The organism is Pseudomonas brassicacearum subsp. brassicacearum, assembly GCF_008801605.1.
Classification (GTDB): domain Bacteria; phylum Pseudomonadota; class Gammaproteobacteria; order Pseudomonadales; family Pseudomonadaceae; genus Aquipseudomonas; species Aquipseudomonas brassicacearum.
In genome coordinates this window covers 389,863-402,362 of the sequence record NZ_VZPJ01000005.1, presented here as the reverse complement: position 1 = coordinate 402,362, position 12,500 = coordinate 389,863, and the positions used below count along the sequence as shown (strand labels likewise).

The window sequence follows — 12,500 nt, the reverse complement described above, 5'->3', positions numbered from 1 at the left end:
ATTAAGTTGACTGACCCACCGCCATCGCGAGCAAGTTCGCCCACAGTCGGCGGACGTTAGACGCGGAAGTGGCTGACCAGCATCTGCAACTGATTACCCAACCGTGCCAGTTCCACGCTGGAAGCGGCGGTTTCTTCGCTGGCGGCGGCGGTCTGTTCGGACACGTCGCGCACGTTGATGATGCTGCGGCTGATCTCCTCGGCCACGGCGCTTTGCTGCTCGGCGGCCGCAGCGATCTGCTGGTTCATCGACTGGATGTTCGACACCGTGCGGGTGATGTTTTCCAGTGACACGCCGGCCTTGCGGGTCAGGGCCACGCTGCTGTCGGTGAGGCTGCGGCTGTTGTTCATCACGGCCGCTACTTGTTGCGTGCCGTTCTGCAGCCCGGCCACCAGGCCTTCGATTTCTTCGGTGGATTTCTGCGTGCGCTGGGCCAGGCCACGGACTTCGTCGGCCACCACGGCAAAACCACGTCCGGCTTCACCGGCGCGTGCCGCTTCGATGGCCGCGTTGAGCGCCAGCAGGTTGGTCTGCTCGGCCACGGCCTTGATCACGTCCATGACGCTGCCGATCTTGTCGCTTTCCTGTTGCAGCACGGTCATGGCGTCGGTGGAACGCACCACCTCGCTGGCCAGGCGTTCGATCTGGGCGATGGCTTCGCTGACCACCTTGTCACCGGCACGGGCTTCGCCGTCGGCGGCGGCCGCGGCCTGGGAGGCCTCTTCGGCGTTGCGGGCCACTTCCTGCACCGTGGCGGTCATTTCGTGCATGGCGGTCGCGACCTGATCGGTCTCGACTTTCTGGCTGTTGACCCCGGCGCTGGTCTGCTCGGTCACGGCGGATAGTTCTTCGGCGGCGCTGGCGATCTGGGTCACGCCATCGCGGATGCCGCTGATCAGGTCGCGCAGGGTCACGCCCATGCGCGCGATGCCTTGTTGCAGCACGCCCAGTTCATCGCGGCGAGTGACGATGACCGTGTGCGACAGGTCGCCACCGGCAATGCGCTCGACCACGGCCAGGGTATCGCGCAGCGGGCCGGTGATCTGGCGAGTGATGATCACGGCTGCAATGACGCCAACCAGCAGCGCCAACAGGGTGCTGACCAGTTGCAGGGTGCGCGCCTGGGCACTTTCGGCGTCGCGGCGGTCGAGTTGGATCTGGTACAGCTGTTCGCTCAGCGTCACGATTGACGCGCCCTGGTCGGTCATTTCCTTGCGTGCCTGTACCGCGTCGGCGGTGGCCAGCTTGAAGGCCTGCACGGCGCTGCGGTATTGGGCCAGGGCGTTTTCCAGTTGGCGCAGTTCATCCTGGCGGGTACTGGAGAAATGCTCGTTCAGCGGCTTGAGCGAGGCGATGGCGGCGTCCAGCTGGGTGACGGCCTTGCGTTCGGTGTCGGCGTTGCTGTTGGCGGTGTAGCCGCGCACTTCATAGCGGGCCAGCATGAAGTCCTGCTTGGCCTGGGTGATGGCCTGGAACTGGGCGAAACGCTCGTCGCCGACACCCATTTTCCGCACGTCCGAATCCAGGGTCTCGATCAGCTTATAGGCGATCTCGGCGTTAGCGCCCATGGCATCGCGGGCGGTGTTGCCCGTGCGGTAGGCGCTGCGCATTTTGTTCAGGGACACCTGGTAGGCGCTGATGACTGCGCTCTGCTCCTTGAGCAACTTGACGTTTTCCGGGCTCTTGAAGCTGCTGAGCAGGGCGTTCTGTTGTGCCACGAAACCATCGAGGGTGGTCTGCACGTTTTGGGCGGCGGTCTCGTCACCGTTGGTCAGCATGTATTGCAGGCGCGTGACTCGAAGCTTGGTCAGGCCGGCGTTGAGCTGGGTGATGTCGCTCATCCAGTTGCTGCGGTCGATCAGCCCGCCCAGGCTGGTCCAACTGGTCAGGGCCAGCAGGCAGGTCAGTACCAGCACCAGGCCGAAGCCCAGGCCCAGTTTCATGTTGACGCTAATGTTGCCAAACCAGCTGTTCATCAAATTCCTCCAGGAACGTTGTGCTGCTTGATCGTCGGTACGCTGGAAGATTGTTGTTGTTAAGAGCCAGCAGAGCATGTAACAGGGCTGTATCGGCGGGGGGGACAAGATCTGTAAGTCTTTTTTCCGGATATCTGTGGGAGCTTTGCTCTCATCCCAAGCTTTTTTTCACATCTGTTTCACCGACTGCCTACGTCGGCCTCTCTACTGTCGCGCCAACGAATGACTGGGTGGATGCCGTTGGGGCGGCTTGATGTGGAACTGAGACTGAGCCTTTTCGGCCTGAGGCGCTCGATCAATACGCGCCGCTTTGTCCGTTACCGAAACGCTGTGGTCGTGCTGGCTTCGGCGCTGCTGGTCATCCCGTTGACCCTCTGGCTGCTCAGCCCGGCGGCGATACCGGACCTGGCCCACGGCAACGTCGCCGGCGCCCGGGCCTTGGCCGCTGGCTGGGCCAAGGGCGAGATGATCGTGCTGGTGCGTCATGTCGAGCGCTGCGATCACTCCAAGGCCGCGTGCCTGAATGATCGCGAAGGCATCACTGACCGGGCCCGGGCCGTTGCGGTGGAGTTGGGCGCGCGGTTCGAGCAACTGGGCCTGGGCAACGCCGACCTCTACAACAGCCCTCTGGTGCGTGCAGTCCAGACGGCGGGCTACATGTTCAACAAGGTGAGTGCTGGTGATGATTGGCTGAGCAATTGCCGCCGCGATCTTCTGCGCAATGCCCTGGCCCACAAGGTCGCCGGGCGCAATCTGATCCTGGTCACCCACAGCGAATGCATGCAGGCATTGGAAACCGCGCTCCAGCGGCCTACCTCGACGTTTGGCTACGGCGCTTCGCTGTTCGTCTCCGCTGCCCAGCCACAAGCCCCGCAGTTGCTCGGTTTTATCGAAGCCTCTGACTGGCGCTCGGTGGCGTTTCAGTAATTTTTCCCACGATTAGGACCGCCCATGCTGACGTCTGCTCGCGCCCGTTTCTACGGGCTCAATCTCGGAATTCCCCTGGTCTGCGCCGCGGTGGTGTTCTTGCTGTTCGACTTGACCCGCATCGACATCGCCTTCAGCAATTTATTCTATGACCCAGTGCACCAGGTCTTTCCGTTGGAGCACGTGCGGCTGTTCGAGAAAATCACCCATAAATGGGCCAGGATCATCCCGAACTGGACCGGCGAGGCGGCGATTATCGGGGCGCTGCTGTCGTTTGTCTGGACGGTCTTCCAGCCGCAAAAGCGCCCGGGATTACTTCGCCTGTTGGAGAAAACCCGGTTGGCCACACCGTTGCGTTTTGCCCACAAACACCGTCGCGACTTCCTCTACGTGGTCGTCGCCTTTTCCCTCAGCACCGGGGTGATCCATTACCTCAAGGGCCACACCAGTGTGTACTGCCCGGTGGAAACCACCCAATACGCCGGCAAGATCGAGCACAAGGAATGGTTCCAGAATTTCGACCTGCTGAAAGTCGCCGGTGATGGTCGCTGCTGGCCCGGCGGTCATGCGTCCGGCGGCTTTACAATGCTGGCGCTGTATTTCGTCGCCCGCCGCTACCGCTGGCGTCATTCGAAAGCCTTGATGCACGGGGCGCTGGTCTTGGGGTTTGTCTACGGCACGACGCGGGTCCTGCAGGGCTGGCATTACATGTCACACACGTTCTGGGCGGGGATTTTTGTCTGGTTGAGTTGCTTGCTGATGGCGTTGCTGTTTTATGGGCGGGCGGCCTTGGAGCAGCCAGTGTTGAAACCACAGCGAGCGACGGCAACGGCTGCCTTGCCTGCGTCGGGCAGTGCACATTCGTCAGCCTGAATGCAGGGCAAAAAAAAGCCCGCTGGGAGAGCGGGCTAAAACCTTAGTTTCTTGAATGAGCGAGGCGACTGTACCCAATCACGCGGGGGCGTGGGGTGAAGAAAAGTTTATGAGGTCGCCTCCCTGCACGACCTCATGCCTGCGGACTCTTCTCACCGCAGATCAAACCGATCCAGATTCATCACCTTGACCCACGCCGCGATGAAGTCCTTGACGAATTGCTCCTGCGCATCCGGGCTGGCATAGACTTCGGCCAAGGCCCGTAGCTGGGCGTTGGAGCCGAAGACCAGGTCGACACGGGTGCCGGTCCATTTGACCTGGCCGGTCTTGCGGTCGCGGGCCTCGAAGGTTTCCTGGGTGTCGGAAAGGGGTTTCCATTCCACGCCCATGTCGAGCAGATTGACGAAAAAGTCGTTGGTCAACGTCCCGGGCCGTTGGGTAAAGACACCGTGCGCAGTGTGGCCAACGTTGGTGTCCAGTACCCGCAGACCGCCGATCAATGCCGTCATTTGCGGGGCGCTGAGGGTCAGCAGTTGGGCCTTGTCGATCAGCAACGCCTCGGCGGACACGCGGTACCGGCCCTTGAGGTAGTTGCGAAAGCCATCGGCGATAGGCTCGAGGAAACCGAACGACTCGACGTCCGTCTGCTCCTGGCTCGCGTCCATGCGTCCCGGCGAGAACGGTACCGTCACGCTGAGCCCGGCATTTTTCGCGGCTTGTTCAATACCGGCGCTGCCGGCCAGCACGATCAGGTCTGCCAGGGAGATTTTCTTGCCGTCGGATTGGGCAGCGTTGAACTCGCCCCGAACCTTGTCGAGGGTCGCCAGCACTTGGGCCAGTTGCTCTGGCTGGTTGGCCGGCCAATCTTTCTGCGGGGCCAGGCGCAGGCGGCCACCGTTGGCGCCGCCGCGTTTGTCGGAACCACGGAAGGTGGAAGCCGCGGCCCATGCTGTAGACACAAGCTGTGAAACCGTGAGGACCGAGGCCAGTAGCTTGCCTTTGAGGGCGGCGATGTCACTGTCGTTGACCAGCGGATGGTCGACCGCCGGGATAGGGTCTTGCCACAGCAGTTCTTCGTTGGGCAGTTCCGGGCCGAGGTAGCGTGAGAGCGGGCCCATGTCGCGGTGGATCAGCTTGAACCAGGCGCGGGCAAAGGCGTCGGACAACTGGTCCGGGTTTTCCAGGAAGCGCCGGGATATTTTTTCGTAGATCGGGTCGAAGCGCAGCGCCAGGTCGGTGGTCAGCATCGTTGGGTTACGCCGTTTGGACGGGTCATGGGCATCGGGGATGATGCCCGCGCCTGCCCCGTTTTTCGGCGTCCATTGGTGCGCGCCTGCCGGACTCTTGGTCAGTTCCCACTCGAAGCCGAACAGGTTCTCCAGGTAGTTATTGCTCCAACGAGTGGGGGTGGTGGTCCAGGTGACTTCCAGGCCACTGGTGATGGTGTCGGGCCCCTTGCCGGTGCCGAAGGTGCTTTTCCAGCCCAGGCCTTGCAGCTCCAGGCCAGCGGCTTCGGGCTCGGCGCCGACATTGTCTGCAGGGCCTGCGCCGTGGGTCTTGCCGAAGGCGTGGCCACCGGCAATCAATGCCACGGTTTCTTCGTCGTTCATGGCCATGCGGGCGAAGGTTTCGCGGATGTCCACCCCGGCGGCGACCGGGTCCGGCTGACCCTCGGGGCCTTCCGGGTTGACGTAGATCAGCCCCATCTGCACGGCGGCCAGCGGGTTCTCCAGGTTGCGTCCATCGTCAGTGCGGCTTTCTTCGTTGCCAGGCTCGGCCACCAATTGGCCTTCGCCGGGGTCTTGCATGGCCGCTTTGTCGGGCTTGCCGTAGCGAACATCGCCCCCCAGCCATTTGTTTTCCGAACCCCAGTAGACGTCCTCATCCGGCTCCCAGACATCGGCGCGGCCACCGGAAAAACCGAAGGTCTTGAAGCCCATGGATTCCAGCGCGACGTTGCCGGTAAGGACGATCAGGTCGGCCCAGGAGATATTGCGACCATACTTCTGCTTGATCGGCCACAGCAGCCGACGTGCCTTGTCGAGGCTGACGTTGTCTGGCCAGCTGTTGAGCGGTGCAAACCGCTGCTGGCCGGAACCCGCGCCACCGCGCCCATCACCGGTGCGGTAGGTGCCTGCACTGTGCCAGGCCATGCGGACAAACAGCGGTCCATAGTGGCCGAAGTCTGCCGGCCACCAGTCTTGCGAGTCGGTCATCAGTGCATTCAGGTCTTGTTTCAGGGCCTGGAAGTCCAGGCGCTTGAACGCTTGGGCATAGTCGAAATCCTCGCCCATGGGGTCGGACAGCGAGGAGTGCTGGTGCAGGATCTTCAGATTCAGCTGGTTCGGCCACCAGTCGCGGTTTGTCGTACCACCGCCAGCGGCGTGATTGAACGGGCATTTCGATTCGTTTGCCATGAGAAGCTACCTTTGGTCGTATTCATCCAGCTATCCAGCCCGGCCGGGCTTCGAATAGCGACAGGCGAAATAGATGACACAGGGCGCAGGGCTCACAGTTCGCTCAACTGATCGTGTGCGGCCACACGGCAACGCGGGAGATGTCTGGTTACCCATTCGGTGGCCCACGGCAAGCCCAGTACGGTTCTGAACGCTTCGTATCTCTTTGTCAGGTTTCACGGGCCGGATTGCACCAGCCTGAATTCAGGCTAGTCCTCCTTTGCCAGATAGCTAATAGGCGCAGTATTAACGGTCGATAGGGATAATCTTTTATCGAAGCCAAGGGGCGAGGCAGATGATATGAATGGCGCCTGCCGTGACGGACCCAATAATGAACAAATGCCCGCGCAGCACGGCCTTCCACGAAGCCGGTCATGCCCTGGCTTTCTGGTGGAACGGCCAACCGATAAAACGCATCACCGTGCGTACCAAGGCTGAAGCCTGCACGGGTCCTCTGTTCGACCTGCGCGGCAACCCTCAATACGCAGAAGGGTGGGTGGAAGCGGACTATCTTGTCCCGCGCCCGGCATTCGACGCCCCGGGGATCGCTGAATTCCTGCCCTCGATGGTCGATGCCATTGAACGTGACCTGCTCCATTGCTTCGCGGGGCCAGTGGCCGAAGCAGTCTACCGGCACCGTCGGTCCGACCGGTTGATCAGGGGCAGCGGCCGCGGAGACCTGGACCGGGGGCACGAATTGATCAGCCTGCTGCCACCGCGCAAATTGCTCGACGCCCAATCCCAGGCCATCTCCCGCTGCAGTTGCCTGGTGCACCGTTACTGGCCGGCTGTCAGCGCCGTGGCGGGCTTTCTGCAAGAGCACGGCACGGTTGAGGGGAACGCCGTCACAGCGCTGTTGTGCGAGATGACCGGGGAGCGTCCGATGTCGCTTGGCCATCAAGTGGCAAGCCTCGATTCGTGATCAAGGCGTTGCCACTGGCCCTATCCGACTCGGATGAAGCCACTACTCGCTAGCGCTTCACTGTTTCCTCAAGAGAGAAGCGTCCCAGTGGGTTTTGTTGGAAGTGCTCGATGTTCTTGCGCGAAATATTGATGTACGGGCTGTAGTAGAGATCGATCCAGTTGACGTCCTGCTTGGCGATCACCTGAAGATCGGTATACATCTGCTTGCGCTTGGTCGGGTCCACTTCTACCCGCGCGGCCGCGACCAGATCCTTGACCTTGTCGTTCTTGTAGCGGGTCATGTAATTCATGTTGGTGTCATGTCCCAGCACGAATGTGGTCTTCTGGTCCGGGTCGAGGATGTCGTTGGTCCAGTACATCACGGACAGATCGTAATCGCCGTCGATCAGCATTTGCCAACTCTGGGTTGGGTCGACTTTCTGCAAGGTGGCTGTCACGCCGACCGCTGCGAGCTGTTGCTGGACCAGCACGGCGATCTGCTCGTCGGCTTCATTGCCCGCATTGACTACATAGTTGAGCTTCAGGCCTGAGGCGCCTGCATCCGCCAGCATTTTCTTGGCTTTTTCCGGATCGTACGGGCGCTGCAGATTATCGGCATTGTGATAAAGCGCGCCTTTAGGAATGTAGGAATAAGCCACCTGGCCATGGCCGAATGTCACGGTATCGACCAGGGATTTTTTGTTGATCGCAAGGTCCAGGGCCTGGCGTACTTCAGGCTTGCCCAGCAGTCCGTGCGCATGGTTGATCAGCAGATGATCCTCGCGGGTGGAGGGATCCATGTGTACGACCAGGTTGGGATCTTTCTTCAGGGTTTCGACGCGCGAGAAGGGCACGAAGATCGCCGAATCCAGTTCACCGGCCTGTACCTTCAACATCCGCGTATTGTCATCGGGGATGGAGATCCATTCCACGCCATCCAGGCTCACCTTGTCGGCCTGCCAGAAGTTGGGGTTCTTCTCCAGCACCACGCGATCGCCGCGTAGCCACTCCTTGACGATAAAGGCGCCAGAGGCGACGGGGTCCTGGGCATAGGCTTCCTCCCCCATTTTTTCCATGGCCTTTTGCGACAGGATGGAGACGTTGGGCAACGCCAGCTGCGCGAGGAAGGGCACTGAAGGGCTCGTGAGTGTCACCACCAGTGTCTGCGGGTCGGGTGCCTGGGCCTTGTCGATAATCTTGTAGGAGTCGCTCCACAGCGACCCTTTGTTGTCGCGAATGCGCAACAGACTGAACGCTGCATCGCTGGCGGTAATCGGTGAGCCGTCGGAGAACTTGGCCGAGCGTAGTTTGAAGGTATAGGTCAGGCCATCGTCGGAAACGTGCCAGCTTTCGGCCAGCCCCGGTACCAGCTTGGTGCCGGTGTTGTCGACGCGCACCAATACGTCGTAGACATTGGAGAACACCCAGTTATCACGGTTCTGCGCGCTTTTGATCGGGTCGAACGTCGTACTTTCTTCACGGCAACCGATGGTCAGCACGCCTGCTGCCTGGGCGACACCGGCCGCCAGTGTGCAAACGGTCAACGTTGCGGCGGTCAGTAACTTCAAATGTTTCGATCGCATGGTCAAACTCCCTATTGATGAATGTTTTTTAGAGCAATGGCTCTCCGAGCACACAGCTATAACGATGTCCATTGATGTCATGGCTGGGGGGCGGCGTTTTCGCGCAGATGGGTTGTGCATACCGGCAGCGCGGGTGAAAAGCGCAGCCGGATGGAAGGTTCAGGGGGCTGGGTGGCTCGCCAGGCAGGGGTTCGCTCAGCAACGGTCGAGTCGGGTCGATGTGTGGAATGGACTGGATCAGCGCGACGGTATAAGGATGCCGAGGGCTGCTGAACACGGCCTCCGTGGGGCCTTGCTCGACGATCTCGCCGAGGTACATCACGGCGACCCGATCACATAACCGCCGAACGATTGCCAGGTCGTGAGCAATGAACAGAATCGCCAGGTTCATGCGCTGTCGCAGTTCCAGCAGCAGGTTGATGATCTGTCCCTGGATGGAAACGTCCAGCGCGGCCACGCATTCATCGGCGATGATCAACCGTGGCTCGATGGCCAGTGCTCGAGCGATCCCCACACGTTGGCATTGACCGCCACTCAATGAACCTGGCTTGCGGTGGGCCAGCTCCGGTCGCAGGCCGACCAGGTTCAGCAGTTCATCGACCCGCTGGCGAATCAGCGGTGCAGGAATCGCACAGCGCACTCGCAACACTTCAGCCAGGGTGTCGCCGATGCTCATTCGCGGATTGAGGGCGGTATAAGGATCCTGGAAAATCATCGCGGTTTCGTGGCGCAGTCGCTCGATGTCGATCCGCTTGCCTTGAGCCATATCGACGCCATCGAACAGGATTTGTCCGGCGCTGACCTCAGTGAGGCGCAAGATGGCCCGACCCAGGGTGCTCTTGCCGCTGCCCGACTCACCCACCAACCCAAGCACCTCCCCGGTGGCCAGACTCAGCGACACACCGTTGACGGCTTTCACCCATTGCCGGTTGATCCCGAACGGACCGCTGCCAGGGGCGGCGAAGCGCACCTGCAGATCCTTCACGTGCAACAGGGTCATGACGAGGCTCCCACCGGCAGCGGGTAATGGCAGGCGACCCGGTGTGCCTCGGCCATGTCTTGCATCTGTGGCAACAGCCGCGTGCACTGGCTGCCCTGCTGAAGGCAGCGTGGATTGAAGCGACAACCGGTGGGCAGCGCATCCAGCAGAGGAGGCTGGCCGGCGATGGTCTTGAGCATGGCATGGCCGGCGCTGGTCGCCGGTTGGCAGTCGATCAGGGCCGCCGTATAGGGATGTCGTGGGTGAGCCAGCAGATCAAGCTTGGTGCCGTGCTCGCAGAGCCGACCGGCGTACATCACCGCGATGGAATCACAAGTCTGGGCGACGATCCCCAGGTCGTGGGTGATCATGATGATTGACAGCCCACGTTGGTCGCGCAAATCCAGGAGCAGGCGCAGGATCTGTGCCTGTACCGTGACATCCAGGGCGGTGGTCGGCTCATCGGCGATCAGCACCTGGGGGTTGCAACCCAACGCCACGGCGATCATGGCGCGTTGTCGCATGCCACCGGAAAACTCATGGGGATAACTGTCGACCCGCCTTAGCGGATCGGGAATGCCCACCTGGCGTAACACATCAATGGCCTTCGCCCGTGCTTCACGTTTGGACGCCCCCTGATGCAGGCGTATGCCCTCGCCGATCTGTTCGCCGATACGCATCAACGGGTCAAGATGACTGCCGGGATTCTGAAAAATCATCCCCAGCCGCCGACCCCGTATGCCCCGCATGTCGGCTTCATCCAGCGACAGCAGGTCCTCGCCGGCAAGGCGCACGGCCTTGCCCTGGACGCGGAGGTTTGCAGAGGGCAGCAAGCGCATCAAGGCCCGGCAGGCCATCGTCTTGCCTGAGCCGCTTTCACCCACCAGACCGAGGATTTCGCCTTCGGCCAAGTCAAATGACACACGATCCACCAGCGTGACTTCGCCCTCACCGTGGCCGGCGATCACGCTGAGGTCCTCGACGTGCAACACCGGTGTGCTCATGGGCGCTCTCCGAGGTGCTCGGCGACACCGTCGGCCAGCAGACTGAAGCCCATGGCCAGGGTGACGATCGCCAGTCCCGGGAAGGTGCAGATCCACCAGGCGTTGGTGATAAAACTCTGGCCCTCGGCGACCATCGTGCCCCACTCGGCGGTGGGTGGCTGGACCCCCAGGCCGAGGTAGCTGACCGCCGCCCCATTGAGCAGTACCAGCACCGCGTCGGACATGGAAAACACGATCGAACCGAACATGGCATTGGGCAACAGGTGCCGAAACAGAATGCGTCCATGACCGAAGCCCAGGCTTTTCGCCGCCAAGGCGAAATCGCTTTCCTTGAGTACCAGAATCTGCGAACGGATCAGCCGTGCATAGGACACCCAACCCACCAAAGCCATCGCAATATAAAAGCTGCCCAGGCCGGGGCCGAGGATGGCCATGATTGCCAACATCAGCACCAGGAAGGGGAAGGCCAGAATAATATCGATCAGGCGCATGCAGATCGTGTCGAACCGGCCACCGATATAGCCGGCCAAGGCGCCGACGCAAGTGCCGATCAAGAATGGGAAAACCACCCCGATCACGGAAATCTGCAAGTCGATGCGCGCGCCCCAGATCACTCGGGAAAGAACGTCGCGGCCGAAATTGTCCGTGCCGAACGGATGGGCCAGGCTCGGCCCCAGCAGGCGGATATCGGTGTTCTGGGCAATCGGATCGAAGGGCGCGACCCAGGGTGCGAAGAGTGCGAGCAACAGCCAGCCAAACAGAATCGCCAGGCCCAGCACGGTGGCCAGTCGCCGGTTGCGCAAGCCCAAACGCAGCGCAAGACGCCAGGTGGGACTGAGGGCCTGGCCGCTCATCGCATGTTCACCCGCGGATCGATCATCACAGTCAGCACATCGGCGAGGAAATTGACCGTGACGGTGGCGAGGGCCAGCACCATGGCCACGCCTTGGACCACCATGTAGTCGCGGGTAAAGATGCCGCGCACCAGCAATTGGCCGATGCCGGGAATGGCAAACAGACTTTCGATGACCACCGTGCCGCTGATCAACCAGCCGATGTTCACCGCCAGCAGGTTGACCGCCGGTACCAGGGAGTTGGGCAGCACATGCCGACGAAATATCGCCCGCTCGGACAAGCCCCGGGCCCGTGCGGCGGTGGCATGATCGGCTTGTAGCTCCATGAGCATGCTGGCGCGCAGATTGCGCACTAGAACGGCGGAGAGTGCCAAGGCAATGGTCAGGCACGGCAAGACCATGTGATGCAGTTTGTCCCACCCCGTACGTCCATAGCCTGAGACCGGGAATAGCCCCAACTGCACACTGAGCAGCAGGATCAACATGATGCCTAGCCAGAACGCCGGCATGCCGAGCCCTGCCGTGGTGAACAGGCGAATCAGGTGATCCTGCCAGCCGCCCTTGTTGCGCGCCGCCACCGTTGCCAGTGGCACGGCAATCAGCAGTGCCAGCAGTACGCTGCCGAGCACCAGGAACAGGGTAGGCTCAATGCGGGTACTGATCAGCTTCAAGGCATCGACTTTGTAGAGCAGCGATTGGCCGAGATCGCCTTTGAGCAGGTTCTTGAGAAAGTAGAAGTACTGCATCCACAAGGGCTGGTCGAGACCGTACTGGGCACGAATCCTGATCAGCGCCTCCGGCGTGCTGCGCGAGCCCAGCAGGGCCCGGGCGGGGTCGCCGGGGATTGAGCGCACGAGCACAAAGGTGATCATGCTGATGCCAAACAGCACCGGCAATAGCTGTAGCGGGCGCGACAGTATGAAACGGTAGCGCGCCAGGTTCATG

10 protein-coding genes and 1 pseudogene are annotated in these 12,500 nt (G+C 61.4%); 3 read left to right on the top strand and 8 right to left on the bottom strand.

Going from position 1 to position 12,500, the window contains the following annotated elements; translation table 11 throughout:
* Positions 1–56 precede the first annotated feature (56 nt).
* Both F7R20_RS32455 and F7R20_RS32450 read right to left on the bottom strand, forming a co-directional pair.
* The gene (locus F7R20_RS32455; RefSeq protein ID WP_411741697.1) at positions 57–761 is read right to left on the bottom strand and encodes a methyl-accepting chemotaxis protein; all 705 of its coding nucleotides are present in this window, start codon (positions 759–761) and stop codon (positions 57–59) included.
* 201 nt (positions 762–962) lie between these two features.
* Positions 963–1,841, bottom strand: a pseudogene (locus tag F7R20_RS32450) (methyl-accepting chemotaxis protein); the annotation flags it as partial.
* Positions 1,842–2,231: 390 nt separating this feature from the next.
* Between F7R20_RS32450 and pmrG the strand changes: the two are divergent.
* Together pmrG and F7R20_RS15080 are read left to right on the top strand one after the other, a co-directional pair.
* Positions 2,232–2,903 (top strand): lipopolysaccharide core heptose(II)-phosphate phosphatase PmrG, encoded by a 672-nt coding sequence (gene pmrG, locus F7R20_RS15085; RefSeq protein WP_003197578.1) that lies wholly within the window; start codon positions 2,232–2,234, stop codon positions 2,901–2,903.
* 24 nt (positions 2,904–2,927) lie between these two features.
* Positions 2,928–3,776: a phosphatase PAP2 family protein gene (locus F7R20_RS15080; protein WP_003197580.1), complete on the top strand. Its 849-nt coding sequence runs from the start codon at positions 2,928–2,930 to the stop codon at positions 3,774–3,776.
* A 152-nt stretch (positions 3,777–3,928) separates the two neighbouring features.
* Here the strand turns inward: F7R20_RS15080 and katG are convergent, their stop codons facing one another.
* Positions 3,929–6,193: a catalase/peroxidase HPI gene (katG, locus tag F7R20_RS15075; RefSeq protein WP_003197581.1), complete on the bottom strand. Its 2,265-nt coding sequence runs from the start codon at positions 6,191–6,193 to the stop codon at positions 3,929–3,931.
* A gap of 370 nt (positions 6,194–6,563) precedes the next feature.
* Between katG and F7R20_RS15070 the strand changes: the two genes are divergently transcribed.
* Positions 6,564–7,154, top strand: coding sequence for a hypothetical protein (locus F7R20_RS15070; protein ID WP_003197583.1), 591 nt, complete (start codon positions 6,564–6,566; stop codon positions 7,152–7,154).
* A 49-nt stretch (positions 7,155–7,203) separates the two neighbouring features.
* Here F7R20_RS15070 and F7R20_RS15065 read toward each other — a convergent pair whose 3' ends face one another.
* Genes F7R20_RS15065 through F7R20_RS15045 form a run of 5 tightly spaced genes read right to left on the bottom strand, consistent with a single transcriptional unit; the run spans position 7,204 to position 12,499 of the window.
* Positions 7,204–8,718 (bottom strand): ABC transporter substrate-binding protein, encoded by a 1,515-nt coding sequence (locus tag F7R20_RS15065; RefSeq protein ID WP_003197584.1) that lies wholly within the window; start codon positions 8,716–8,718, stop codon positions 7,204–7,206.
* Between the two features lie 28 nt (positions 8,719–8,746).
* Positions 8,747–9,718 (bottom strand): ABC transporter ATP-binding protein, encoded by a 972-nt coding sequence (locus F7R20_RS15060; protein ID WP_003197586.1) that lies wholly within the window; start codon positions 9,716–9,718, stop codon positions 8,747–8,749.
* The gene (locus F7R20_RS15055) at positions 9,715–10,701 is read right to left on the bottom strand and encodes an ABC transporter ATP-binding protein (RefSeq protein ID WP_003197588.1); all 987 of its coding nucleotides are present in this window, start codon (positions 10,699–10,701) and stop codon (positions 9,715–9,717) included. Before F7R20_RS15055 ends, F7R20_RS15060 begins: the two co-directional genes overlap by 4 nt.
* Entirely contained in the window at positions 10,698–11,555 is an 858-nt protein-coding gene (locus tag F7R20_RS15050) for an ABC transporter permease (protein ID WP_003197590.1), read from the bottom strand. Before F7R20_RS15050 ends, F7R20_RS15055 begins: the two co-directional genes overlap by 4 nt.
* Positions 11,552–12,499 (bottom strand): ABC transporter permease, encoded by a 948-nt coding sequence (locus F7R20_RS15045; protein WP_003197591.1) that lies wholly within the window; start codon positions 12,497–12,499, stop codon positions 11,552–11,554. The genes F7R20_RS15050 and F7R20_RS15045 overlap by 4 nt, the downstream gene beginning before the upstream one ends.
* Position 12,500 lies beyond the last annotated feature (1 nt).